Annotated in this window: 23 protein-coding genes and 1 tRNA gene; 23 read left to right on the forward strand and 1 reads right to left on the reverse strand. The window is 67.5% G+C overall.

Annotation, left to right across the window (positions count from 1 at the left end):
* Positions 1-95 precede the first annotated feature (95 nt).
* Positions 96-2,171, reverse strand: coding sequence for a CHASE domain-containing protein (locus CCZ27_RS04710; RefSeq protein ID WP_096446024.1), 2,076 nt, complete (start codon positions 2,169-2,171; stop codon positions 96-98).
* 251 nt (positions 2,172-2,422) lie between these two features.
* Between CCZ27_RS04710 and gyrA the strand changes: the two genes are divergently transcribed.
* The 23 genes from gyrA to pheS all read left to right on the forward strand — a co-directional run bounded on the left by gyrA (position 2,423) and on the right by pheS (position 25,797).
* Positions 2,423-5,092, forward strand: coding sequence for a DNA gyrase subunit A (gyrA, locus tag CCZ27_RS04715; RefSeq protein ID WP_096446026.1), 2,670 nt, complete (start codon positions 2,423-2,425; stop codon positions 5,090-5,092).
* The gene (gene serC / locus CCZ27_RS04720) at positions 5,092-6,189 is read left to right on the forward strand and encodes a 3-phosphoserine/phosphohydroxythreonine transaminase (RefSeq protein WP_096446028.1); all 1,098 of its coding nucleotides are present in this window, start codon (positions 5,092-5,094) and stop codon (positions 6,187-6,189) included. Before gyrA ends, serC begins: the two co-directional genes overlap by 1 nt.
* A 34-nt stretch (positions 6,190-6,223) precedes the next feature.
* A complete protein-coding gene (gene pheA, locus CCZ27_RS04725; RefSeq protein WP_096452179.1) occupies positions 6,224-7,291 on the forward strand; it encodes a prephenate dehydratase in 1,068 nt (355 codons plus the stop codon).
* A 21-nt stretch (positions 7,292-7,312) separates the two neighbouring features.
* On the forward strand, positions 7,313-8,410 hold the full coding sequence (gene hisC, locus CCZ27_RS04730; RefSeq protein ID WP_096446030.1) for a histidinol-phosphate transaminase: 1,098 nt from the start codon (positions 7,313-7,315) through the stop codon (positions 8,408-8,410).
* A 19-nt stretch (positions 8,411-8,429) separates the two neighbouring features.
* Positions 8,430-9,317 carry a prephenate dehydrogenase gene (locus CCZ27_RS04735; RefSeq protein WP_096446032.1) on the forward strand — a complete coding sequence of 296 codons (888 nt, stop codon included), beginning with the start codon at positions 8,430-8,432 and terminating at the stop codon, positions 9,315-9,317.
* A gap of 46 nt (positions 9,318-9,363) precedes the next feature.
* Entirely contained in the window at positions 9,364-11,316 is a 1,953-nt protein-coding gene (locus CCZ27_RS04740) for a bifunctional 3-phosphoshikimate 1-carboxyvinyltransferase/cytidylate kinase (protein WP_096452181.1), read from the forward strand.
* Between the two features lie 93 nt (positions 11,317-11,409).
* Complete coding sequence (rpsA, locus tag CCZ27_RS04745; RefSeq protein ID WP_096446034.1) at positions 11,410-13,113, forward strand: 30S ribosomal protein S1; 1,704 nt, start codon at positions 11,410-11,412, stop codon at positions 13,111-13,113.
* An 11-nt stretch (positions 13,114-13,124) separates the two neighbouring features.
* Complete coding sequence (locus tag CCZ27_RS04750) at positions 13,125-13,409, forward strand: integration host factor subunit beta (protein WP_096446036.1); 285 nt, start codon at positions 13,125-13,127, stop codon at positions 13,407-13,409.
* 92 nt (positions 13,410-13,501) lie between these two features.
* Positions 13,502-13,807 carry a LapA family protein gene (locus CCZ27_RS04755; protein WP_096446038.1) on the forward strand — a complete coding sequence of 102 codons (306 nt, stop codon included), beginning with the start codon at positions 13,502-13,504 and terminating at the stop codon, positions 13,805-13,807.
* A 6-nt stretch (positions 13,808-13,813) separates the two neighbouring features.
* A complete protein-coding gene (gene lapB, locus CCZ27_RS04760; protein WP_096446040.1) occupies positions 13,814-14,989 on the forward strand; it encodes a lipopolysaccharide assembly protein LapB in 1,176 nt (391 codons plus the stop codon).
* Positions 14,990-15,038: 49 nt separating this feature from the next.
* Positions 15,039-16,361 carry a UDP-glucose dehydrogenase family protein gene (locus CCZ27_RS04765; RefSeq protein WP_096446042.1) on the forward strand — a complete coding sequence of 441 codons (1,323 nt, stop codon included), beginning with the start codon at positions 15,039-15,041 and terminating at the stop codon, positions 16,359-16,361.
* A 42-nt stretch (positions 16,362-16,403) separates the two neighbouring features.
* Positions 16,404-17,294, forward strand: coding sequence for a cysteine synthase CysM (gene cysM / locus CCZ27_RS04770; RefSeq protein WP_096446044.1), 891 nt, complete (start codon positions 16,404-16,406; stop codon positions 17,292-17,294).
* A gap of 79 nt (positions 17,295-17,373) precedes the next feature.
* On the forward strand, positions 17,374-19,371 hold the full coding sequence (locus CCZ27_RS04775) for a translocation/assembly module TamB domain-containing protein (protein WP_096446046.1): 1,998 nt from the start codon (positions 17,374-17,376) through the stop codon (positions 19,369-19,371).
* 44 nt (positions 19,372-19,415) lie between these two features.
* Positions 19,416-19,640 (forward strand): hypothetical protein, encoded by a 225-nt coding sequence (locus tag CCZ27_RS04780; RefSeq protein WP_096446048.1) that lies wholly within the window; start codon positions 19,416-19,418, stop codon positions 19,638-19,640.
* Positions 19,637-20,059: a YdbL family probable chaperone protein gene (locus CCZ27_RS04785; RefSeq protein ID WP_096446050.1), complete on the forward strand. Its 423-nt coding sequence runs from the start codon at positions 19,637-19,639 to the stop codon at positions 20,057-20,059. The genes CCZ27_RS04780 and CCZ27_RS04785 overlap by 4 nt, the downstream gene beginning before the upstream one ends.
* Complete coding sequence (locus tag CCZ27_RS04790) at positions 20,059-20,847, forward strand: 3'-5' exonuclease (protein ID WP_198363337.1); 789 nt, start codon at positions 20,059-20,061, stop codon at positions 20,845-20,847. The genes CCZ27_RS04785 and CCZ27_RS04790 overlap by 1 nt, the downstream gene beginning before the upstream one ends.
* A 35-nt stretch (positions 20,848-20,882) precedes the next feature.
* Positions 20,883-21,125: a GlsB/YeaQ/YmgE family stress response membrane protein gene (locus CCZ27_RS04795; protein WP_096446052.1), complete on the forward strand. Its 243-nt coding sequence runs from the start codon at positions 20,883-20,885 to the stop codon at positions 21,123-21,125.
* 68 nt (positions 21,126-21,193) lie between these two features.
* Positions 21,194-21,270 (forward strand) — tRNA-Val (locus tag CCZ27_RS04800).
* A 232-nt stretch (positions 21,271-21,502) separates the two neighbouring features.
* On the forward strand, positions 21,503-23,419 hold the full coding sequence (gene thrS, locus CCZ27_RS04805; RefSeq protein ID WP_096446054.1) for a threonine--tRNA ligase: 1,917 nt from the start codon (positions 21,503-21,505) through the stop codon (positions 23,417-23,419).
* A gap of 27 nt (positions 23,420-23,446) precedes the next feature.
* Entirely contained in the window at positions 23,447-23,968 is a 522-nt protein-coding gene (gene infC / locus CCZ27_RS04810; RefSeq protein ID WP_096446056.1) for a translation initiation factor IF-3, read from the forward strand.
* Between the two features lie 145 nt (positions 23,969-24,113).
* Positions 24,114-24,311, forward strand: coding sequence for a 50S ribosomal protein L35 (gene rpmI, locus CCZ27_RS04815; RefSeq protein ID WP_096446058.1), 198 nt, complete (start codon positions 24,114-24,116; stop codon positions 24,309-24,311).
* 12 nt (positions 24,312-24,323) lie between these two features.
* Complete coding sequence (gene rplT / locus CCZ27_RS04820; RefSeq protein ID WP_096446060.1) at positions 24,324-24,683, forward strand: 50S ribosomal protein L20; 360 nt, start codon at positions 24,324-24,326, stop codon at positions 24,681-24,683.
* Positions 24,684-24,765: 82 nt separating this feature from the next.
* Positions 24,766-25,797 (forward strand): phenylalanine--tRNA ligase subunit alpha, encoded by a 1,032-nt coding sequence (gene pheS, locus CCZ27_RS04825; RefSeq protein WP_096446062.1) that lies wholly within the window; start codon positions 24,766-24,768, stop codon positions 25,795-25,797.
* Positions 25,798-25,801 lie beyond the last annotated feature (4 nt).

Below are 25,801 nucleotides of genomic sequence, written 5' to 3' on the forward strand. Positions count from 1 at the left end.
GGTGCGAAGCGGCGCTCCGCGAAAACCCTGTTCCACCCTCCGCATGGGAGAACTGCCTTTCTCCGGACGGCCGGGCCGGATGGCGCGGCGGGAATTCAGCGCGTAGAGCGCTGCCGCGCGGATGGAGTTCCGGAGGCGGGGCTGCCGTGCAGCGGCGGGCGCTCCGCTTCGTCCTCCGGACTGCCGCCGCCGGGCATCGGCGTTCCCTCGTCGGCGCCGTGGAAGACCTGGACCTGGTTGCTGCCCGCGGCCTTGGCCTCGTACATCGCGCGGTCGGCGCGGCGCAGCAGTTCATCCACCGTCGCCTGATGGCCGCAGTAGGTCGTCAGGCCGATGCTGGGGGTGCATTGCAGCGTGTGCATGTCGAGCAGGTACGGCTGGTTGAGGCTGGAGAGGAGCTTGGCGGCGATGGCCGCGGCCTTGTGTTCGGCCTCGGCGGGCGTGCCGGCGAGGTCTTCCAGCATCACCACGAACTCGTCCCCGCCCAGCCGCGCCACCGTGTCGCCTTCGCGCACGCCGGCGCGCAGGCGGTGCGCCACCTCGCTCAGCAGCAGGTCGCCCGCGTGGTGGCCCAGCGTGTCGTTGATCGCCTTGAACTTGTCCAGATCGACGAACAGCAGCGCGCCGTGCAGGCCGGAGCGGCTGCTGGCGGCAAGCTGGTGGCGCAGGCGGTCGAGCAGCAGGCGGCGGTTCGGCAGGCCGGTCAGCGGGTCGTAGAAGGCGAGGTCGCGGATCGCCAGTTCGGCGATCTTGCGGTCGGTGACGTCGAGTATCACGCCGTCGATCCACAGTACGCGGCCGTCGCCGTCGCAGGTGGCGCGGCCGCGCTCGCTGGCCCAGCGGATCTGGCCGTCGCGGGCACGGATGCGGTATTCGAGGTTGTAGGTGCCGCGTTCGGCCACCGCGCGGGCGATCGCGTCGCGCACCGCCGGGGTGTCGTCCGGGTGGATGAACGTGCGGTAGGCGACGCTGCCGGACAGGAAGCTCTCGGGCGGCTCGCCGGTCAGCCCTTCGATGTCGCGGCTGACGTGCAGTGCGCGCCACGGCGGCGCGGCCTCGGTGCGGAACACGGTGCCGGGCACGTTTTCCACCAGCGTCTGGAAGCGATCGCGGCTCTGCGCCAGCTCGACAGCCGCCGCCTGCATCCTGCGCCGGTGCCGTGCGCCCTTGAGCATCACCGCGAACAGCAGCAGGCTGAACGCGGAGCCGCCGAGCAGGATCAGCAGGGGCTCGTTGCTCGAGGTGCTGTCCTCGAACATGCTGCTGCTCTTGAAGCGCGCGATCCACGGCCGGCCGCCGAAGACGAGTTCCAGGTCGCGGCCGTGCAGCGCCGCGCGCCCGGCGCCGGGCGAGGCGTAGAGCAGGTTGTCCGGCGCCGGGGCGAGGTCGAAGAGTTCGATCTCGATGTCCTCGTTGCTGCTGTCGAAGAGGGAGCGCATCAGGTCGTGGGCGCGGAACGGGCTATAGACGTAGCCGGCCAGCGCCGCGCGGCGTGCTTTCGCGTTGCCATGCCCCGTGTCCGCGCGATACACCGGCATGTACATCAGGAAGCCGGGCTGCACGTCGGTGTCGGTCTCCTGCACCAGCGTGACCTTGCCCGACAGCGCCAGCCGGCCGGTGTCGCGCGCGCGCTCCATGGCCTCGCGGCGGATCGGCTCGGAATACATGTCGTAGCCGAAGGCGCGCAGGTTGCGGCCGGAAAACGGCTCCAGGTAGATGATGCTGGTGTAGGCGTCGCGCTCGCCGGCGGGCTGCACCGTGTAGTCCGCGAAGCCGGCCGCGCGTATCGCGCGTTCGTGCTCGGCCAGCGTGTCGCGCGGCACCACCAGCGCGAAGCCGGTTCCGAGTATGCCCGGCAGCGAGGTGTCCAGTTGCAACTGGTCGATGTAGGCGCGCCATTCCGTGCGGGTCACGCTGTCGCTGGCGGCGAACAGCGCCGCGCCGCCGCGCAGCACCTGCTCGTAAGCCTGCAGGCGGCTGATCAGCATGCTGCGCTCCTTGTCGGCGCGGTAGTCGAAGCGGTCCCGCGCGCGCTGCAGCAGATGGTGCTCGGAGTACTGCCACAGGATGAGCGTGAGCAGCGTGGACAGGCCCAGCGTCAACCACGCGAATCCTTCGCGGCCGAGGAGGCTGCTCGATCCCTGGGATGTGTGCTTGTCGGTCGGCGGCATGGCTTCTGTCCGGCGAGGCGGCGGTGGGTGGGGCATTCGTGCGCGGCCCGGCGGGCCGGTCGTCCGCCGTGCAGGCGCGTCGACGCGCATATCATGCCCCCGGCGCGCGCGCCATGCACATGCCGGACGCGCGTCGGAATCGCATCCGCCGTCCCGGCCCCGGCGTCTCGCGGGCCGAAGTGAGGCGGGGAAGGGGCGTCGCGTGGTAACATTGCACGTTTTTGATTCACGCGGATTTTCCGCCTTCGAGCATGACCCCGTTCGCGAAAGAGACCCTGCCGATCAGTCTCGAGGAGGAGATGCGCCATTCCTACCTCGATTACGCGATGAGCGTGATCGTGGGACGCGCGCTGCCCGATGCGCGCGACGGCCTCAAGCCGGTGCATCGCCGTGTGCTGTACGCGATGCACGAACTGTCCAACGACTGGAACCGGCCCTACAAGAAGTCGGCGCGCATCGTCGGCGACGTCATCGGCAAGTACCATCCGCACGGCGATACCGCGGTCTATGACACCATCGTCCGCATGGCGCAGAATTTCTCGCTGCGCTACATGCTGGTCGACGGCCAGGGCAACTTCGGTTCGGTCGACGGCGACAATGCCGCGGCGATGCGCTACACCGAGATCCGCATGGCGCGCATCGGCCATGAGCTGCTGGCCGACATCGACAAGGAAACGGTCGACTTCGGCCCCAACTACGACGGTTCCGAGAAGGAGCCGCTGGTCCTGCCGGCGAAGATCCCCAACCTGCTGATCAACGGCTCGTCGGGCATCGCGGTCGGCATGGCGACCAACATCCCGCCGCACAACCTGGGCGAGATCGTGCAGGCTTGCCTGGTGATGCTGGAAGACCCGGACACTCCGATCGATGCGCTGATCGACATCGTCAAGGCGCCGGATTTCCCCACCGCCGGCCTGATCTACGGCCTGGCCGGCGTGCACGAGGGCTACCGCACCGGCCGCGGCCGCGTGATCATGCGCGCCCGCACCCATTTCGAGCCGATCGGCAAGACCGACCGCCAGGCCATCGTCGTCGACGAACTGCCCTACCAGGTGAACAAGCGCACCCTGCAGGAGCGCATGGCCGAGCTGGTCAACGAGAAGAAGATCGAGGGCATCAGCGAGATCCGCGACGAGTCCGACAAGTCCGGCATGCGCCTGGTCATCGAGCTGAAGCGCGGCGAGATGGCGGAGGTGGTGCTGAACAAGCTGTTCAAGCACACCCAGTTGCAGGACAGCTTCGGCATGAACATGGTGGCGCTGGTCGACGGCAAGCCGCGCCTGCTGAACCTCAGGCAGATGCTGGAGTGCTTCCTCGCCCACCGGCGCGAGGTCGTCACCCGCCGCACGATCTTCGAACTGAGGAAGGCGCGCGACCGCGGCCACGTCCTGGAAGGTCTGGCGGTGGCGCTGTCCAACGTCGACGAGATCATCGCGCTGATCAAGGCCGCGCCCACGCCGGCCGACGCCAAGCGCGAGCTGATGGCGCGCACCTGGCGCTCGGCGCTGGTCGAGGAAATGCTGGCGCGCGCGACGGCCGACAGCTACCGGCCGGAAGGGCTGCCGCCCGAATTCGGCCTGTCCGCCCAGGGCTACCGCCTGTCCGACGCGCAGGCCCAGGCGATCCTGGAACTGCGCCTGCAGCGCCTCACCGGGCTGGAGCAGGACAAGATCGTCGGCGAATACCGCGAGGTGATGGACGTCATCACCGACCTGCTCGACATCCTGGCGCGGCCCGAGCGCATCACCGCGATCATCGTCGAGGAACTGACCGCGATCCGCAACCAGTTCGGCGACCCGCGCCGCTCCGAACTGGTCATGAACACCGCCGAGATCAACATCGAGGATCTGATCACGCCTGAAGACATGGTGGTGACGCTGTCGCACACCGGCTACTTCAAGCGCCAGCCGCTGGCCGACTACCGTGCGCAGCGGCGCGGCGGGCGCGGCAAGCAGGCGACCTCGATGAAGGACGAGGATTTCATCGACCACCTGTTCGTCGCCAACACCCACGACACCGTGCTGTGCTTCTCCAGCCGCGGCCGCTGCTACTGGCTGAAGGTATACGAGGTGCCCGAGGGGACGCGCAATTCGCGCGGCAAGCCGATCGTCAATCTCTTCCCGCTCGTCGAGGGCGAGAAGATCACCGCGGTGCTGCCGATCAAGGAGTTCGACGAGGAACACTTCGTGTTCATGGCGACCTCCGAAGGCACGGTCAAGAAGACCGCGCTGTCGGCGTTCTCCAACCCGCGCAAGGCCGGCATCATCGCGGTGAACCTCGACGACGGCGACCACCTGATCGGCGTCGCCATCACCGACGGCGCATGCGACGTGATGCTGTTCTCCGACGCGGGCAAGGCGGTGCGCTTCGCCGAGACCGACGTGCGGCCGATGGGCCGCGACGCGCGCGGCGTGCGCGGCATGACGCTGGAGGACGGCCAGGCGGTGATCGCGATGCTGGTCGCCGAGGACGAGACGCAGTCCGTGCTCACCGCCACCGAGAACGGCTACGGCAAGCGCACGCCGGTGGCCGAATACACCCGCCACGGCCGCGGCACCAAGGGCATGATCGCCATCCAGACCTCGGACCGCAACGGCAGGCTGGTGGGCGCGGTGCTGGTCGAACCGACCGACGAGGTGATGCTGATCTCCACCGGCGGCGTGCTGATCCGCACCAAGGTCGAGAGCATCCGCGAGATGGGGCGCTCAACCCAGGGCGTGACGCTGATCAACCTCGACGAGGGGACCTTCCTCGCGAGCATCGAGAAGGTGGCCGAGTCCGAATCGGACGAAACGATGCTCGACGTCTCCGCCGATGCGGCCGAATCCGGCGGCGGGGCGGATGAGGAAGGGGACAGGGACGGGGACGCGCAGCAGGGCGGTGGCGATGCGCCGGCCGCGCCCGGCCAGGAGGACGAATGATGAGCCGCGTGTGGAACTTCAGCGCCGGTCCGGCGGTGCTGCCCGAGGAGGTGCTGCGCCAGGCCGCCGACGAGATGCTCGACTGGCACGGTTCGGGCATGAGCGTGATGGAGATGAGCCATCGCGGCAAGGAATTCATCTCCATCATCGAAGAGGCCGAGGCCGACCTGCGCGAACTGCTCGCCATCCCGTCCGGCTACCGCGTGCTGTTCATGCAGGGCGGGGCGATCGCCGAGAACGCGATCATCCCGATGAACCTGCTCGGCACCCGGCGCGCGGCCGACTACGTCGTGACCGGCTCGTGGTCGGCGAAGTCGGAGAAGGAAGCGCGCAAGTACGGCGAGGTCAACATCGCCGCCAGTTCGCAGGCGGGCGGCTGCACCACCGTGCCGGCGATGGCCGGCTGGAAGCTTTCACCCGACCCGGCCTACGTCTTCACCTGCACCAACGAGACCATAGGCGGCGTCGAGTACCCGTTCGAGCCGGACCTGGCGCAGATCGGCCGCGGCGACGTGCCGGTGGTGGCCGACATGTCCTCGAACATCCTGTCGCGCGTCATCGACGTATCGAGGTACGGCCTGATCTTCGGCGGCGCGCAGAAGAACATCGGCCCGGCCGGCGTCACGCTGGTCGTCGTGCGCGACGACCTGATCGGCCATGCGATGCCGCACTGCCCGACCGCCTTCGACTTCAGGATCGTGGCGGACAACCACTCCATGTACAACACGCCGCCCACCTACGCGATCTACGTCGCGGGCCTCGTGTTCCGGTGGCTCAAGCGCCAGGGCGGCGTCGCCGCGATCGAGGCGCGCAACGTCGCCAAGGCGAAGCTGCTCTACGACTTCCTCGACGGCAGCGGCTTCTACGAGAATCGCGTCGACCCGGCGTGCCGCTCGCGCATGAACGTGCCCTTCTTCCTCGGCGACGAGGCGCTGAACGACACCTTCCTGGCCGAGGCGAAGGCGGCGGGGCTGCTGCAGTTGAAAGGGCACAAGTCGGTCGGCGGCATGCGCGCGTCGATCTACAACGCGATGCCGATCGAAGGCGTGCAGGCGCTGGTGGATTTCCTGCGCGACTTCGCGGCGCGAAAGGGCTGAGCGCCGGCGACGGCCGAACATGGAAGGGCAGGGCATGAGCGACGAACTGCTGAAGCTGAGAAACCGGATCGACCACCTCGACGAGGAAATCCTCGCCCGCCTGTCCGAGCGCGCCCGCTGCGCGCAACGGGTGGGCGAGATCAAGCAGGGCAACGCCTACTACCGGCCCGAGCGCGAGGCGCAGGTGCTGCGCCGGCTCGCCGACCTCAACCCGGGCCCGCTGCCCGCCGATTCGGTGAAGAAGATCTTCCGCGAGATCATGTCGGCCTGCCTGGGCCTCGAGCATCCGCAGAAAGTGGCCTACCTCGGTCCGGCCGGCACCTTCTCGGAGAGCGCCAGCCGCAAGCAGTTCGGCTCGGCGCCGACCTTCGTCGCGATGACGACCATCGAGGACGTGTTCCGCGCGGTGGAAGCGGGCAACGTGAACTACGGCGTGGTGCCGGTGGAGAACTCGACCGAGGGCGCGGTCAGCGTCACCCTCGACCTGCTGCTCGCCAGTCCGGTGAAGGTGTGCGGCGAGATCAACCTGCGCATCCACCAGCAACTGATGTCGCGCGCCGAGGGCATCGGCGCCGCCAGGCGCCTGTATTCGCATGCCCAGTCGCTCGCGCAGTGCCACGAATGGCTCAACCGCAACCTGCCGCACCTGCCGCGCGTGCCGGTCGCCAGCAACGCAGAGGCGGCGCGCATGGCCGCCGAGGACCCCGAATCCTGCGCGATCGCCGGCGAGGCTGCGGCCGAACTTTACGGGCTCAACATCCTCGCCACCAACATCGAGGACGACCCGAACAACACCACCCGCTTCCTCGTCATTGCCGACCACGACGCCGGCCCGTCGGGGCTGGACCGGACCTCGCTGGTGTTCTCCGCGCTGAACCGCCCCGGCGCGGTGCATGCGCTGCTCGAACCGCTCGCCCGCCACGGCGTCGACATGACCAAGCTGCAGTCGCGTCCGGCGCAGTCCGGCCTGTGGGAATACGTCTTCTACGCCGACATCAGGGGGCACCAGCGGGACGCGCCGGTGGCGGCGGCGCTCGCGGAACTCGGCGAGCGTGCCGCGTTCCTGAAGGTGCTCGGGTCCTACCCGGTCGCCGCGATCTGAATCGATTCCTGGGAGAAGCTCATGAGCGTCGCCGATCAGGCCCCGTCCTACATCCGTTCCATCATGCCCTACCAGCCGGGCAAGCCGATTTCCGAGCTGGCACGCGAAATGGGCATGCCCGAGGCGAGCATCGTCAAGCTCGCCTCCAACGAGAATCCGCTCGGCATGAGCGCGGCGGCGCGCGAGGCGGCGGGCCGCGCGCTGGCCGAGGGCGCGCGCTACCCGGACGGCAGCGCATTCGCCTTCAAGGCCGCGCTGTGCCGCAAGTTCGGCGTGCGCCAGGAGCAACTGGTGGTCGGCAACGGCTCGAACGACGTGCTCGAGATCGCCGCGCAGGCTTTCCTCGCGCCGGGGCTGTCCGCGGTGTACGCCCAGCATGCGTTCGCGGTATATCCGCTGGCGACCAATGCCAGGGGCGCGCGCGGCATCGAGGTGCCGGCGAAGAACTTCGGCCACGATCTCGACGCGATGGCGGCGGCGATCGCCGCCGACACCCGCATCGTGTTCATCGCCAATCCCAACAATCCGACCGGCACCTTCGTGCCCGGCACGCAGCTCGAAGCCTTCCTGCAGAAGGTGCCGCGGGACGTTCTGGTGGTGCTGGACGAGGCATACACCGAATACCTGGCCGAGGACCAGCGCTACGACGCCATCGCCTGGCTCGACCGCTTCCCCAACCTGCTGGTGTCGCGCACCCTGTCGAAAGCCTACGGCCTGGCGGGCCTGCGCGTCGGCTATGCGATCGCGCACCCGGACGTCGCCGACCTGATGAACCGCGTGCGCCAGCCCTTCAACGTGTCGAACATCGCGCTGGCCGCTGCCGAGGCGGCGCTGGCGGACGACGAATACCTCGCCCGCAGCGCCGACATCAACCGCCGCGGCATGGCGCAGGTCACCGCGGCCTTCGCCGCGATGGGGCTGGAATGGATACCCTCGGCCGGCAACTTCGTCACCGTCAAGGTGGGCGACGCGGCGGCGGTGAACCAGGCGCTGCTGCGCCAGGGTGTCATCGTGCGTCCGATCGGCGGCTACGGCATGCCGCATTGGCTGCGGGTGTCGATCGGCCTGCCGGAAGAGAACGCGCGCTTCATCGAGGCGTTGCAGCAGGCGCTCGCCTGATCCACGGAGGCCGGCGGTCATGCCCCTGATCGGCAAGCTGGTGGTGTGCGGTGTCGGCCTCATCGGAGGTTCGTTCGCGCTTGCGCTCAGGCGCGCGGGCGCGGTCGGCCGGGTGGCCGGCATCGGCCGCAGCCGGGCGCCGCTGGAGCGCGCGCTGGCGCTCGGCGTGATCGACGAGATCGCCGCCGGCTGGGCGGATGCGCTCGACGGCGCCGACCTGGTGCTGCTCGCCGCGCCGGTCGGCCAGATGGACGCCATCATGGCGGCCATGGCGCCGCACCTGCGGTCCGGCACCGTCGTCACCGATGCGGGCAGCACCAAGCGCGACGTGGTCGATGCGATCTACCGGAACCTGGACGCGCAACTGCCCTGGGTGGTGCCGGCGCATCCCATCGCCGGCGCGGAGAAGAGCGGGGTGGAGGCAGCCTTCGCCGGGCTCTACGACAAGCGCCGCGTCGTGCTGACGCCGCTGCCGGAGAACGCGCCCCAGGCGGTGGACAAGGTGCGGGCGGCGTGGATCGCCTGCGGCGCGGCGGTCAGCGCCACGTCGCCGCAGGAGCACGACCGCGTTTTCGCCGCCGTCAGCCATCTGCCGCACCTGCTCGCTTTCGGGCTGGTGGATGACCTGGCGCGGCGGCCGAACGCCGAACTGCTGTTCTCGCACGCCGCCGGGGGTTTTCGCGACTTCACCCGCATCGCCGGCAGCCATCCGGAGATGTGGCGCGACATCTGTCTGGCCAACGCCGGGGCGCTGCTCGCCGAACTCGACCAGTACGTCGCCGAACTCGCCCAGTTGCGGGCACTGCTCGCCGCCGGCGACGGCGCGGGCCTGGAGGCGGTGTTCGACAACGCCCGGCGGGCACGCAACGCCTGGGCCGCGGGCCTGCCGATCCAGACGGCCGAATGACCGGAGCGCGGGTGTCCGCCGCCGCTCCCTATTTTCCGAGGTGATGATGGAATTTCTCGATCTGCCGCCGATGCTGGGCGCCGCGGGCACCGTCCGCCTGCCCGGTTCCAAGAGCATCTCGAACCGCGTGCTGCTGCTGGCCGCGCTGGCCGAGGGCGAAACCGACATCCGCGACCTGCTGTCGTCCGACGATGTGGACCGCATGCTCGATGCGCTGACGGCGCTCGGCGTGAGTTGGCGGCGCGAAGGCGAGGGCGGGAGCTACCGCGTCGTCGGTGCCGGCGGCCCGTTCCCGGTGAAGTCGGCCGAACTCTTCCTCGGCAATGCCGGCACCGCGTTCCGGCCGCTCACCGCCGCGCTCGCGCTGTCGGGCGGGGAATACACGCTGTCCGGCGTGCCGCGCATGCACGAACGGCCGATCGGCGATCTGGTGGAGGCGCTGCGCCAGCTCGGCGCCGACATCACCTGCACCGCCAACGAGGGATTCCCGCCGCTGCGCCTGAAGCCGGCGACGATCCGCGCGGGCGGCGTCGTCAGCGTGCGCGGCGACGTGTCGAGCCAGTTCCTCACCGCGCTGCTGATGGCGCTGCCGCTCACCGGCGTGGAGACGACGGTGGAGGTGGTCGGCGAACTGATCTCCAAGCCCTACATCGCGATCACGCTGGAACTGATGGCCCGCTTCGGCGTCGCCGTGGAGCGCGAGGGCTGGGCGCGCTTCGTCGTGCCAGGCGGCGTGCGCTACCGCAGCCCGGGCACGGTGTATGTCGAGGGCGACGCGTCGTCGGCGTCGTATTTCCTCGCCGCCGGCGCGATCGGCGGCGGGCCGGTGCGCGTCGAGGGCGTCGGCCGCGACAGCATCCAGGGCGACGTGCGCTTCGCCGAGGCGCTGCAGCAGCTCGGCGCGCGCATCGCGATGGGCGACAACTGGATCGAGGCGGCCGCCCCGGCGGACGGCCGCCTGCGCGCCTTCGACCTCGACCTCAACCACATCCCGGACGCGGCGATGACGCTGGCGGTGGCGGCGCTCTTCGCCGACGGTCCATGCACGCTGCGCAACATCGCCAGTTGGCGGGTGAAGGAGACCGACCGCATCGCGGCGATGGCGACCGAGCTGCGCAAGGTCGGCGCCGGGGTGGAGGAGGGGCCGGATCATCTGCGCGTGTCGCCGCCGGCGCGGCTCGTGCCCGCAGCGATCGACACCTACGACGACCATCGCATGGCGATGTGCTTCTCGCTGGTCAGCCTCGGCGGCTGCCGCGTGCGCATCAACGACCCGAAGTGCGTCAACAAGACTTTCCCGGACTATTTCGCGGCCTATGCCGGGGTCGCGCGGCCGGTGCCGGTGGTGGCGATCGACGGCCCCTCCGCCTCGGGCAAGGGCACGGTGGCGGAGCGGGTGGCGGCCGCGCTGGGCTGGCACTACCTGGACAGCGGCTCGCTCTACCGCCTCGTCGCCCTCGCCGCGATCCGCGCCGGTGCGCCGCTGGACGACGAGGCGCTGCTCGGCCGGATCGCCGCCGACCTGCCGGCGGGCTTCGCCGGCGGGCGCGCATGGCTGGCCGGCGACGACGTCACCGACGCCATCCGCAACGAGGCATGCTCGGTCGGCGCCTCGCAGGTCGCGGTGCTGCCCGCGGTGCGCAATGCGCTGTTCGACCGCCAGCGGGACTATCGCTGCGGCCCCGGCCTGGTGGCCGAAGGGCGCGACATGGGCTCGGTGATCTTTCCCGATGCGCCGGTCAAGGTCTTCCTCACCGCATCGGTCGAGGCGCGGGCCGGGCGTCGCCATAAGCAGTTGATGGAAAAGGGTTTGGCTGCTAACATGGAAAGCCTTCTGCAGGATCTGCGGGAGCGGGACGCGCGTGATGCCGCCCGCGCCGTGGCGCCGCTGCAGAAGTTGCCGGACGCGGTCCTGCTCGATACGACCAACATGGATGTCGACGAGGCCGTGGCCTTCGTTCTCGATCTCGTGCGGGGTCGCGGGCTGGTCGCCGGCTAGCTTGCCGGGCGCGGGCGCCATCCATCGGCGCCGCGGCCGTTTCTTCAATCAACCTTGTTTGCCGTCGCACGGCGGTCCCGGATCTTTGCCTTTATGTCCAACACCACCCCCGCCCTCGAAGAAAGCTTTGCCGCCCTTTTCGAGGAAAGCCTCGCCCTGCAGGAAATGCGCGCCGGTGAAGTCATCACCGCCGAAGTCGTGCGCATCGACCAGAATTTCGTCGTCGTCAACGCCGGCCTGAAGTCCGAAAGCTACGTGCCCATCGAAGAGTTCCGCAACGACCGCGGCGAACTCGAAGTGAATCCGGGCGACTTCGTGCACGTCGCCATCGACGCGCTCGAGGACGGCTTCGGCGAAACCCGCCTGTCGCGCGAGAAGGCCAAGCGCATCTCGGCCTGGAACGATCTCGAGAAGGCCCTCAACGACGGCACGCTGGTCAAGGGCGTCATCACCGGGCGCGTCAAGGGTGGTCTGACTGTCATGACCAACAGCATCCGCGCCTTCCTGCCGGGTTCGCTGGTCGACATGCGTCCGGTCAAGGACACCACGCCGTACGAAGGCAAGGAATTCGAGTTCAAGGTCATCAAGCTCGACCGCAAGCGCAACAACGTCGTCGTGTCGCGCCGCGCCGTGCTCGAAGAGTCCATGGGCGAAGAGCGCCAGAAGTTGCTCGAGAACCTCAAGGAAGGCACGGTCGTCAAGGGCATCGTCAAGAACATCACCGACTACGGCGCGTTCGTGGACCTCGGCGGCATCGACGGCCTGCTGCACATCACCGACCTGGCCTGGCGCCGTGTTCGCCACCCGTCGGAAGTGCTCAACGTCGGCGACGAGATCGAAGCCAAGGTCCTCAAGTTCGACCAGGAAAAGAACCGCGTCTCGCTGGGCCTCAAGCAACTGGGCGAAGATCCGTGGGTCGGCATCTCGCGCCGCTATCCGCAGGGCACCCGCCTGTTCGGCAAGGTGACCAACATCACCGACTACGGTGCGTTCGTTGAAGTCGAACAAGGTATCGAAGGTCTGGTGCACGTGTCCGAGATGGACTGGACCAACAAGAACATCCATCCGACCAAGGTCGTCCAGCTTGGCGACGAGGTCGAGGTCATGATCCTCGAGATCGACGAAGACCGTCGCCGCATCTCGCTGGGCATGAAGCAGTGCATGTCCAACCCGTGGGACGATTTCGCCATCAACCACAAGAAGGGCGACAAGGTCCGCGGCCAGATCAAGTCGATCACCGACTTCGGCGTGTTCATCGGCCTGGAAGGCGGCATCGACGGCCTGGTGCACCTGTCCGACCTGTCGTGGAGCGAAACCGGCGAGGAAGCCGTGCGCCGCTTCAAGAAGGGCGACGAGGTCGAGGCCGTGGTGCTGGCGATCGACGTCGAGCGCGAGCGCATCTCGCTGGGCATCAAGCAGCTCGAGGGCGATCCGTACACCAACTTCATCGCCACCCACGAGAAGAACAGCCTCGTGCGCGGCACCGTGAAGTCGGTCGACGCCCGCGGTGCGGTGATCGCGCTGGGTGACGACGTGGAAGCCTACCTGCGCGCTTCCGAGGCGGCCGCCCACCGCGTCGATGACCTGACCACCGTGCTGAAGGAAGGCGACCAGGTCGAGGCGATGGTGATCAACGTCGATCGCAAGACGCGTTCGATCAATCTGTCGATCCGTGCCAAGGATCAGGCCGAACAGAGCGAAGCCATGCAGAAGCTGGCTTCCGAGAGTTCGGCTGCCTCGGGTACGACCAACCTTGGCGCACTGCTCAAGGCCAAGCTGAACGAACAGAAGAACTGATTCGGCCGGTCATGACCAAATCGGAGCTGATCGCCCAGCTTGCGGCACGTTTTCCGCAACTGGTTGCTAAGGATGCCGATTACGCGGTCAAGATGATCCTCGATGCGATGTCCGATGCGCTTGCACGCGGCGATCGCATCGAGATCCGCGGGTTCGGGAGTTTCGCTCTGAATTACCGCCCGCCCCGCGTGGGGCGCAATCCGAAGTCGGGCGAGAAGGTGCATGTACCGGAAAAGTACGTGCCCCATTTCAAGGCCGGCAAGGAGTTGCGCGAGCGGGTGGATCTCTGCGAGTGACCGCGCGGCGAATGGTCGTCTTTGCAGGATGTCCCGGAAGGCGGCTGCGGCCGCCTTCTTTTTCGTCATTCGCTCGGAGATAATGCGGACCCATGCGCGCCTTGATGTGGTTCTTCCGTCTGCTGCTTTTCTTCCTGCTGTTCGGGTTCGCGGTCAAGAACGACCATCTGGCGAACCTGTACTTCTTCTTCGGCTGGCAGTGGCAGCTTCCGCTGGTGTTCGTGATCCTGCTGAGCTTCGCGGCCGGTGCCCTGATCGGCGTGACGGCCACGTTCGCCTCCCTGCTGCGCAAGCACCGCGAGATCCGCCGCCTGCGCCGCCAGGTCGAGCGGCTGGAGCGCGACCGGGCCGAGCCGGCCGCGCCTGCGCCCGACGCGGTGAATGCGGAGACGCTCTGATCAAGCATGGATATTGAATTCTGGTGGCTGCTCGCGCTGCCGCTTTTCTTCGCGCTGGGCTGGCTGGCCGCGCGCATCGACATCCGCCAGGTGGTGCAGGAATCGCGCGCCTTGCCGCGTTCCTACCTCAATGGCCTGAATTTCCTGCTCAACGAACAGCCCGACAAGGCCATCGATGCCTTCGTCGAGGCGGTGCGCATCGATCCGCAGACGGTCGAACTGCATTTCGCCCTGGGCAGCCTGTTCCGCCGCCGCGGCGAGACCGACCGCGCGATCCGCATTCACCAGTTGCTGGTCGATCGCGAGGATCTCGACGAGGAGCAGCGCCTGCAGGCGCTCGGCGAACTCGGACAGGATTTCCTCAAGGCCGGCCTGCTCGACCGGGCCGAGGCGGTGTTCCTGAAGCTGCGCGACACGCGCGCCAACGACGTGGCGCAGCAATACCTGCTCGAGATCTATCAGCAGGAAAAGGACTGGGCGAAGGCGATCGAGATCGCGCGTGCCCTGCCCAACCACGAGAGCGTGATGTGGCGCCGCGAGGTGGCGAACTTCCATTGCGAGCTGGCCGCGAATGCGCTGGCCAACTCCCGCTTCGAGGAGGTGCGCAGCCATCTCGACGATGCGCTGGCGGTCAATCGGCGCAGCGTGCGCGCCAGCCTGCTGCTGGGCGACCTGGACGTCGCCGAAGGGCGGGACGAGGCGGCGCTCGAGGCGTGGAAGCGGATCGAGACCCAGGACCCGGTGTATCTCGCACTGGTTGCCGAACGTGTGATGGAAGCCTACGGTCGCCTCGGCCGCCAGGAGCAGGGGCACCAGTTGCTGCGCGCATGGCTGGAGAACCACGCCTCGCTCGACCTGCTCGACGAGTTGTTCCGCTGGGAGCTGGAAAAGCACGGCCCGAAGACCGCCTACGAACTCGTGCGCGAGGAACTCAAGCGCAATCCGACGCTCCTCGGCCTCGACAAGCTGCTCGAGGCGGCGCTGCTGACCGCGCCGTCCGAGCAGCGCTCGGACATCGAACTCATCAAGCAGCTCATCCACGGCCACACGCGCAAGGTGGCCCGTTATCGTTGCGATGCATGCGGCTTCAAGGCGCGCCAATTCCACTGGCGCTGCCCGGCCTGCGGCGGCTGGGAAACCTATCCGCCGCGCCGGACAGAGGAATTCGACCTGACGCCATGAGCGCCGCCTCGCCATCGTTTCCGTTCAACCCCTTCAGGATCTGCCCAACATGAAAATTACCGTGGTTGGTACCGGCTACGTGGGTCTCGTCAGTGGCGCCTGCCTGGCGGATGTCGGCAACGACGTCCTGTGCCTCGACGTCGATCCGAACAAGATCCGCGTTCTCGAGGAAGGTGGAATCCCCATTCACGAGCCCGGCCTGCTCGAGATCGTGCGGCGCAACGTCGCCGCGGGCCGCCTGTCGTTCACGACCGACGTCGAGTACGCCGCGCGCTACGGCACGATCCAGTTCATCGCCGTGGGCACGCCGCCGGACGAGGACGGATCGGCCGACCTGAAGTACGTGCTCGCCGCGGCGCGCAACATCGGCCGCCACATGGACGGCTATCGCGTCGTCGTCGACAAGTCCACCGTGCCCGTCGGCACCGGCGACAGGGTCGAGGCGGTGATCGCCGAGGAACTGGCCGCGCGCGGCGCCGACATCCCTTTCGCGGTCGTCTCGAATCCGGAGTTCCTCAAGGAAGGCGCGGCCGTCGAGGACTTCATGCGTCCGGACCGCATCATCGTCGGCGCCGACGACAAGCGTGCGATCGACCTGATGCGCCAGCTCTACGGCCCCTTCCAGCGCAGCCACGAGAAGCTGCTGGTGATGGACGTGCGCAGCGCCGAGCTGACCAAGTACGCGGCCAACGCCATGCTGGCGACCCGCATCAGCTTCATGAACGAACTCGCCAATCTTTCCGAGACGCTGGGCGCGGACATCGAACTGGTGCGCCAGGGGATAGGCTCGGACCCGCGCATCGGCTGGCACTTCCTCTATGCCGGCTGCGGCTATGGCGGCTCGTGCTTCCCGAAGGACGTCAAGGCGCTGGTGCGCACCGGCCGCGAGAACGGCCACGACCTCTTGCTGCTCAATGCGGTCGAGTCCGCCAACGATGCGCAGAAGCTGCGCCTGGTGGAGAAGATCGTCGCCCGTTTCGGCGAGGACCTGAGCGGCATGCGCTTCGCGCTGTGGGGGCTTGCCTTCAAGCCCAACACCGATGACATGCGCGATGCGCCCAGCCGGGTGATCCTGGCCGAGCTGTTCCAGCGCGGGGCGACCGCGGTCGCCTACGATCCGGTGGCGATGGACGAGGCGCGCCGCATCTTCGGCGACGAGCCGCGGCTGCTCTATGTCGAGCGCCCGATGGAGGCGGTCGAGGGGGCCGACGCCCTGGTGATCGTGACCGAGTGGAAGGAATTCCGCAGCCCGGACTTCGAGCGCATCCGCGCGGCCCTGAAGCATCCGGTGATCTTCGATGGACGCAACATGTACGACCCGGCGATCATGCGCGAGATGGGCGTCGAATATCACGGGATCGGCCGGGGCTGATCCGCGGTCGAACCGACACTCCACGCGCACATCGGAACGGGAATGGAATTCAGGACGCTCGAAGATTATGTCGGCCATACGCCCCTGGTGCGCCTCAAGCGCATCAACGCCGGCCGCAACAACGTCATCCTCGCCAAGCTGGAGGGCAACAACCCGGCCGGGTCGGTGAAGGACAGGCCGGCGCTGTCGATGATCATGCGCGCGGAGGCGCGCGGCGACATCGGGCCGGGCGACACGCTGATCGAGGCGACCAGCGGCAATACCGGCATCGCGCTGGCGATGGCCGCGGCGATGCGCGGCTACCGCATGATCCTGGTGATGCCGGAGAACCAGAGCATCGAGCGCCGCCAGACGATGCGCGCCTTCGGCGCGGAGCTGGTGCTGACACCGACATCGGGCGGCATGGAGCTGGCGCGCGACATCGCCGATCGCATGCGCGACGAGGGCAAGGGCATCATCCTCGACCAGTTCGCCAACCCGGACAATCCGCTTTCCCACTACGAGGGGACCGGGCCGGAGCTTTGGGAGCAGACGGACGGGCGGATCACACATTTCGTCAGCTCGATGGGAACCACCGGCACCATCATGGGCACCTCCCGCTTCCTGAAGGAGAAGAGCCCGGCGATCCAGATCGTCGGCTGCCAGCCGGAGGATGGTTCGCAGATCCCCGGCATCCGCAAGTGGCCCGAGGCTTACCTGCCGAAGATCTTCGAGCGGCCGCGGGTCGACCGCATCGAGAACGTCAGCCAGGCCGATGCGGAGGAGATGACCCGCCGCCTCGCGCGCGAGGAGGGCATCTTCGCCGGCATCTCGTCGGGCGGCGCGCTGCATGTGGCGGTTCGCATTGCGGCCGAGGTCGAGAACGCGGTGATCGTCACCATCGTGTGCGACCGTGGCGATCGCTATCTCTCCACGGGTGTCTTCCCCGCCTGACGTGCCCTTGCGTCGCGGTGTGCGACGAGGTTTCGCTGCCGCGCTGGCCGGTGCGGCGCTGGCCGTTTCGGGGGCCGGGATGCCGGCCGCGTCCGCAGCGCTGCCGGCCATCGAGGCCGGGCGCGTGCGCCTTTCCGTGGCCCGAATCGACCATCCCGCGTTCTCGGTGCGCGACCTGTCGGTGCGCTTCGAGGCGGACGAGTCGCGCCTGCAACTGGCGCTGGGGCGCCTGCGCATCGGTGGCGATGAATTCCGCGACCTGCGCTTCGATTGTCCGCAGGGCCGCCTCAGCTACCCGCTCCTCTCCTGCCGCGGCGGGCAGTTGCGCGTGGCGCGGAAGGGCCTGCCGTGGCGTGTCGATTTCCATGCGGACCTGACGACGGGCGAAGCCGACCTCGTGGCGACCAGCCGGACCGGCGCCCGCGTGGCGGTCCGCGCCGGGGCCTCCGGCGGGCTCCATGCCCGCATCGAGCGTTTTCCGCTGTCCGACGCTGCGGCCCTGCTCGGATCGCCGGCAATCCGCGTGGCGGACTGGAAGCCGGTGGGCATCGTGCATGGCGAGCTGGACTGGTCGGCATCCGGGGCCGGCGCCGCGCGGCAGGGGCGCCTTACCGTGCGCGGCACGCTGGAGGATGGCGGCTTCGGCAGCGCCGACGGGCAGCATGCGGCGGAGAAGCTCGGCCTGGTGTTCGCGCTGGAGGCAGGGCTGCGCAACGGGCGCTGGCAGTGGACAGCCCGGGCCGACTGGCGCGAGGGGGCCGCGTACTGGCATCCCTTCTTCGTCGAGGCCGGGGCCAGGCTCGACGCAGGCGGCGTGATGCAGGGCGACCGGTTCGAGGTGCGGGAGGCCGCGCTGCAGATTGCCGGCGTCGACGCGCTGGCGGCCACCGCGGTGCTGGACACGCGGCACGGGCGGTTGATCGACGGCACCCTGTCGGTGTCCGGCGCCGACCTCGCCGTCGTCGGGCCGCGCTGGGTCGCGCCACTGATCGCACCCGAGGCCGCTGCGCGGCTGCGTTTCGCCGGGCACGTCGGCGCCGTCCTGGCCGCCCGGGATGGCGTCCTGCAGGCGGTGGACGCGGTGTTCGACGACGCCGGCTTCAGCCTCCCCGCGGCCGACGGCGGCGGCGGCGTGGCCTTCGGGCCGGTCAGCGGACGCCTGCCGTGGCGGACGGACGGAGCCACGCAGGCCGAACTGCACATCGGCGGCGGCCGCTGGGAAAAGCTGGCCCTGGGGCCGTTTTCCCTCTCCGCCCGGCTCGAGCGCGACCGCGTTTCGTTCGCGCGCAGCGTGATCCCGCTGCTCGATGGCGCGGCCGTGCTCGACGGGCTGGCGCTGCAGCGCGTCGGTGACGGCTGGGCGGGGAGCGGCGGGGCGGTGATCGAGCCGGTGTCGATGCGCCTGCTGACCGAGGCGGCCGGCCTGCCGTCCATGGGCGGGGTGCTGTCGGCGTCCATTCCGGCACTGAGCGTGCGCCCGGGAGAGATCGCATTCGATGGCGCGCTGGTGATATCGCTGTTCGACGGTTACCTGCAGGCGACCAATCTGCGCCTGCGGGAGCCCTTCGGCGTCGCCTCGTATCTGTCGGCCGACGTCGAGGCCCGCCACATCGATCTGGCGCAGCTCACCGAAACCTTCAGCTTCGGCAGCATCACCGGCTTCATCGATGCCGACGTCCGCGGGCTGGAACTGGTCCGCTGGCGGCCGGTGCGCTTCGATGCTCGGGTCGCGAGCAGCCCCGGCCGCTATCCGCGGCGCATCAGCCAGCGGGCGGTGGAGAACATCAGCGCCCTGGGTGGCCCGGGAGCGATGGCGGCGATACAGCGCAGCCTGATCGGCCTGTTCGACACCTTCGGCTACCGCGACCTGGGTTTTCGCTGCGTGCTCGAGGCCGACGTATGCCTGGCGGATGGCGTCGGCGACACCGTCCGCGCCGACGGCGGCTTCGCCATCGTGCGAGGAGGCGGCGTCCCGGCGCTGGATGTCATCGGCTACAATCGCCGCATCGACTGGAAGGAGCTCGTCGAACGCCTGCAGCGCGTGACCGACGGCAAGCTCCCGCCAGAGGTACGTTGATGGCATGCGGGCACAGGGCCGGCGGGCCGAACCGGAGAAACTCGATGTCATTGAGCCCGCATTCCAGGCTGCACGTTCTTGCCGGCGCGTCGATGCTGCTCGTGCTCGCCGGCTGCGTCACCATCAACATTTATTTTCCCGCGGCGGCAGCCGAGAAGGCTGCGGACCGCATCATCGACGAAGTCTGGCAGTTGCGCGAAGGCCAGCAGCCGCCCGGTACGCCGGCTGCGCTGCCGGCAGCCCCGGGCGCAGGAGGAGCAAGACCATGAGACCGCGCGCCTGGCTGGGCATTCTGTTCGCAGTGTTGATCGGTTCGCTGCCGGCGGCCGTCCGCGCGCAGGGCAATCTCGACATCGACTCTCCGTCGATCGCCGCCCTGAGGGGCTCGATGCAGCAGCGCCACGCCCAGCTCGCTCCGCTCTACGCATCCGGCGCGGTCGGCCTCGCGGCCGACGGTACCGTCGCCCTGCGCGACGCGTCGGGCGTGCCGCTGGCGCAGCGTGCGCAGCTCAATGGCCTGGTGGCCGCGGAGAATGCCGACCGGATCGCCCTGTACCGCGAGATCGCGCGCGCCAACGGACATCCGGAATGGGAGGCTGACGTGCGCAAGACCTTCGCGCAGCGCTGGATCGAGCGTGCGCAGGCGGGCTGGTGGGTGCAGTCGGGCGGCAACTGGGCGAGGAAGTGATGCCGGTCCTGGTCTTCGACATCGAGACGATTCCCGACACCGCCGGCATCCGCGCGCTCAACGAACTGCCGGCGGACCTGCCCGATGCGGAAGTGGCGGAATTCGCCTTCCAGCAACGGCGCGCGAGCCACGGCAGCGATTTCCTGCCGCACCACCTGCAGCGCGTGGTGACGATTTCCTGCGTGCTGCGCGATGCCAGCCAGTTCCGCGTGTTCTCGCTGTCCGAGCCCGATTGCGACGAGGGCCAGATCATCCAGCGCTTCTTCGACGGCATCGAGCGTTACACGCCGCAGATCGTGTCGTGGAACGGCGGCGGCTTCGACCTGCCGGTATTGCACTACCACGGCATGCTGCACGGGGTGGCGGCGCCGCGTTACTGGGACCAGGGCGAGGGGGACTACAACGACTCGCGCGACTTCAAGTGGAACAACTACATCAGCCGCTATCATTCCCGTCATCTGGATCTGATGGACTTGCTCGCGCTCTACCAGCCTCGCGCCAATGCGCCGCTGGACGAACTCGCGAAGCTGATGGGCTATCCCGGCAAGCTCGGCATGGACGGGTCGGCGGTGTGGCAGGCCTGGCAGGAGGGCCGGATCGCCGAGATCCGCGACTATTGCGAGACCGACGTGGTCAATACCTACCTCGTCCATCTGCGCTTCCAGCGCATGCGCGGCCATCTCGACGCGGCGGCGTGGGCGCAGGAGGTGCAGGCGGTGCGCGACGCGCTGGCGCGCATCGACGCGCCGCACTGGAAGCAGTTCCTCGCCGCCTGGCCGGCATCCTGAGTTTCAAAACAACCGCTCAACAGGAGATCTAGTCCATGTCCATCATCGGCACCATCATCATCGGGCTCATCGTCGGCCTGATCGCCCGCCTGCTGCACCCCGGCAAGGACGGGCTGGGACTCATCATGACGGCATTGCTGGGCATCGCCGGCGCGATGCTGGCCACCTTCGGCGGGCAGGCCATCGGCATCTACAGCGCCGGACAGCCGGCCGGCTTCGTCGGTGCGGTGATCGGCGCGATCATCATCCTGTTCGTGGTACGACGGCTGAAGAAATAGTCCCTTGTGCGGCACCGCAAAAAGTCTTTGACAAGATCGTTTCGGTGTCTATAATGCGGGACTTCAGCAGGCGCGTAGCTCAGTTGGTTAGAGCACCACCTTGACATGGTGGGGGTCGTTGGTTCGAATCCAATCGCGCCTACCAGACATCTGGGGCGATCGTCATGTTCCGAACTACTTTCAAGGCCGGAAACTAAACAGGTCGGCTCCGCTCGTCTGACAGAGAAAAAGCGCGCGACGACCGCGCTTTTTTTTCGTCTACGGCTTGCGTGCAGCCTGGCGACCGTCCCTATCCATCGATGCGCCGCCGCCCGGGCTCAAGCGACCGCCAGGCGACGGAACACCAAGTCCATTTCATGCCCCGAGGCTTCGCAATCATGCCCAATATCACGCTACCCGATGGTTCCGTCCGCAGCTTCGATCATCCGGTGACGGTATTCGAGGTGGCTTCGTCGATCGGCGCGGGGCTTGCCAAGGCGGCGCTCGCCGGACGGGTCGGCGGCAGGCTGGTCGATCTGTCCCACCGGCTCGAGGCCGATGCCGAACTGGCGATCGTCACCGACAAGAACGCCGAAGGGCTCGAGATCATCCGCCACTCGACCGCACACCTGCTGGCGCACGCGGTGAAGGAACTGTTCCCCGAGGCGCAGGTGACGATCGGCCCCGTCATCGACAACGGCTTCTACTACGATTTCTCGTACAAGCGCCCGTTCACGCCGGAAGACCTCGCCGCGATCGAAAAGCGCATGGGCGAGATCGCCAGGCGCGAGATCCAGGTGCAGCGCGAAGTCTGGCCGCGCGACAAGGCGGTCGAGTTCTTCAAGGGCATCGGCGAGCACTACAAGGCGGAGATCATCGCGTCGATTCCGGCGGAAGAGGACGTGTCGCTGTACCGGCAGGGCGATTTCATCGATCTGTGCCGCGGTCCCCATGTGCCGTCGACCGGCAAGCTGAAGGTGTTCAAGCTCACCAAGCTGGCCGGCGCCTACTGGCGCGGCGACTCGAAGAACGAGATGCTGCAGCGGATCTACGGCACCGCCTGGGCGAGGAAGGAGGAGCTGGAGGGCTATCTGCACATGCTCGAGGAGGCCGAGAAGCGCGATCACCGCAAGCTCGGCCGTGCGCTCGACCTCTTCCACATCCAGGAGGAGGCGCCCGGCATGGTGTTCTGGCACGCCAAGGGCTGGACGCTGTGGCAGCAGGTCGAGCAGTACCTGCGCAGGACCATCGCGGAGCATGGCTACCAGGAGGTGAAGACGCCGCAGATCGTCGACCGCTCGCTGTGGGAGAAATCGGGCCACTGGGGCATGTACTCCGACCTGATGTTCACCACCCAGTCGGAGAAGCGCGACTACGCGGTCAAGCCGATGAACTGTCCCTGCCACATCCAGATCTTCAACCAGGGCCTGAAGAGCTACCGCGACCTGCCGTTGCGCATGGCCGAATTCGGCTCCTGCCATCGCAACGAACCTTCGGGTTCGCTGCACGGCATCATGCGTGTGCGCAATTTCGTGCAGGACGATGCGCACATCTTCTGCGCCGAAGACCAGGTGCAGGCCGAATCGGCCGCCTTCATCGAGCTGCTGCAGAAGGTCTATGCGGATTTCGGCTTCACCGACATCCTGGTGAAGCTGTCGACCCGGCCCGAGAAGCGCGTCGGCTCCGACGAACAGTGGGATGACGCCGAGGCTGCGCTTGCCGCGGCGCTCGATGCCCAGGAGCTGGCCTACGAACTGCAGCCGGGCGAAGGGGCCTTCTACGGGCCGAAGATCGAGTTCTCGCTCAAGGACTGCCTCGAGCGCGTGTGGCAGTGCGGCACGCTGCAGCTCGATTTCAACCTGCCGGTGAGGCTGGGGGCGGAATACGTCGCCGAGGACAACACCAAGAAGTTCCCCGTCATGCTACATCGCGCCATCGTCGGCTCGATGGAGCGCTTCATCGGCATCCTGATCGAGCATCACGCCGGAGCGATGCCGCTGTGGCTGGCGCCGGTGCAGGCGGCTGTGATGAACATCACGGAAGCGCAGTCCGACTATGCGGTCGAGGTGGCTGCGGCGCTGAAGAAAGCCGGTTTCCGCGTCGAAGCCGATTTGCGCAACGAGAAGATTAACTATAAAATTCGAGAACATAGCGTACAAAAGCTGCCGTACCAGATCGTCATCGGCGACAAGGAGAAGGCGGCGGGCATGGTTGCCGTACGCGCCCGAGGCGGCCAGGATCTTGGCCAAATGTCCCTCGATTCGCTGATCGAACGCTGGCATCGCGAACTGGAAGCGAAAGCCGGCCCGGTCTGATTTTTGGTTTTCGTGGAGAGTTGAACCATCGCTCAAGAAAAAAAGCAGCGCGTGAACGGGGAGATCAACGCGCTTGAGGTCCGGCTGGTCGGTGAAGAGGGCGAACAGCTCGGCATCGTTTCTGTGAATGCAGCCCTCAACATGGCCGAAGAAGCCGGGCTGGATCTTGTCGAAATCGCGCCGATGGCCAAGCCGCCGGTGTGCAAGCTGATGGATTTCGGCAAGTTCAAGTATCAGGAACAGAAGAAGGCCCACGAAGCCCGATTGAAGCAGAAGCAGGTGCAGGTGAAGGAAGTCAAGCTCCGTCCCGGCACCGATGAGAACGACTACCAGATCAAGCTGCGCAACCTGAAGCGCTTTCTTGAAGATGGCGACAAGTGCAAGGTGACCCTGCGCTTCCGCGGCCGGGAAATGGCGCACCAGGAGTTCGGCCTGCGGCAGCTCGAGCGCGTCAAGACCGATCTCGAGGAGATCGGCCAGGTGGAACAGATGCCCAAGATGGAAGGGCGTCAGATGATCATGGTGATCGCACCGAAGAAGAACCGCTGACCGGTTCTCAGGATCTGCCCCGGAAACGGGGCAAGACCGGCGCCGCGGGAAACCGGGGCGGCGGAAAACAAGTGGTGCCAGGTCTGAAAACGTGCCGGCTCGTTCGGCGCTACCTGGCGGCATCCAAAAACACGGAGTCTTAGCAATGCCCAAGATGAAGACCAAGAGCGGAGCGAAGAAGCGCTTCAAGGTCCGCTCCAGCGGCGGGATCAAGCGGTCCCAGGCGTTCAAGCGCCACATCCTTACCAAGAAGACCACCAAGAGCAAGCGCCAGCTTCGCGGCATGACGGAAGTCCACGCCGCCGACGAGAAGCTGATTCGCGCCATGCTGCCTTACGCTTGATAGGAGACCGCCATGCCTCGCGTTAAACGTGGTGTAACCGCCCGCGCCCGTCACAAGAAAGTCCTCGCCCAGGCCAAGGGTTATCGAGGCCGTCGCAAGAACGTCTATCGCATCGCCAAGCAGGCGGTGATGAAGGCCGGCCAGTACGCCTACCGCGACCGCCGTCAGCGCAAGCGCCAGTTCCGTACGCTGTGGATCGCGCGTATCAACGCGGCCGCCCGCGAACTGGGGCTGACCTACAGCACCTTCATGAACGGCCTGAAGAAGGCTGCCATCGAAGTCGACCGCAAGGTCCTGGCCGACCTGGCCGTGTTCGACAAGGCCGCGTTTGCGGCGATCGCCGAACAAGCCAAGGCCAAGCTCGCTGCGTGACCTGACGCAGCCCGAAAAAAGGAGGCCTGGCCTCCTTTTTTTTTAGTGTCCCCGCATCAAAGCAATTCCGGACGGCAGGTAAATGGAAACCCTGGATCAACTGGTTCAACAGGCTGCGGCGGATTTCGCCGCAGCGGTGGACGGCGCCGCGCTCGAGCAGGCCAAGGCGCGTTACCTCGGCAAGAGCGGTTCGCTCACCGAGCGGCTGAAGGCGCTGGGCAAGCTCGCGCCCGAGGAGCGGCGTGAAGCGGGGGCGGCGATCAACCGCGCCAAGGATGCCATCGAGCAGGCGCTCGACGCCCGCCGCCAGGCCCTGCGCGAAGCCGCTCTGCTGGCCCAACTGGCTGCCGAGGCGCTCGACGTGACGCTGCCGGGCCGTGGCGGCATCCCCGGCGGCCTTCACCCGGTGAGCCGCACGCTGGAACGCATCGAGGCGCTGTTCCGTTCGATCGGCTTCATCGTCGCCGACGGGCCCGAGATCGAGACCGACTGGCACAACTTCACTGCGCTCAACACGCCGGAGAACCATCCGGCACGGTCGATGCACGACACCTTCTACCTCGAAGGCCATGCCGACGTGCTGCTGCGCACGCACACCAGCCCGGTGCAGATCCGCGCCATGCAGGATCACGTCGCGCGCCATGCGGGCCAAGACCACATGCCCGAGCTGCGCCTGATCGCGCCGGGGCGGGTGTATCGCGTCGATTCCGATGCCACGCACTCGCCGATGTTCCACCAGGTCGAAGGTCTGTGGGTGGGCGAGAACGTCAGCTTTGCCGACCTGAAGGGCGTCATCGCCGACTTCCTGCGCAAGTTCTTCGAGACGGAGGATCTGCAGGTCCGCTTCCGCCCGTCCTTCTTCCCGTTTACCGAGCCGAGCGCCGAGATCGACGTCGCCTTCATGAGCGGCGCGCTCGAGGGCCGCTGGCTCGAGATTGCCGGTTGCGGCATGGTGCATCCGAACGTGCTGCGCTTCGGCGGGATCGACCCCGAGCGTTACACCGGCTTCGCCTTCGGCATGGGGCCGGACCGCCTCACCATGCTGCGCTACGGCGTCAATGATCTGCGCCTGTTCTTCGAAGGCGATCTGCGCTTCCTGAGCCAGTTCCGCTGACATT

The sequence above is a fragment of the Thauera sp. K11 genome, from assembly GCF_002354895.1.
GTDB lineage: Bacteria > Pseudomonadota > Gammaproteobacteria > Burkholderiales > Rhodocyclaceae > Thauera > Thauera sinica.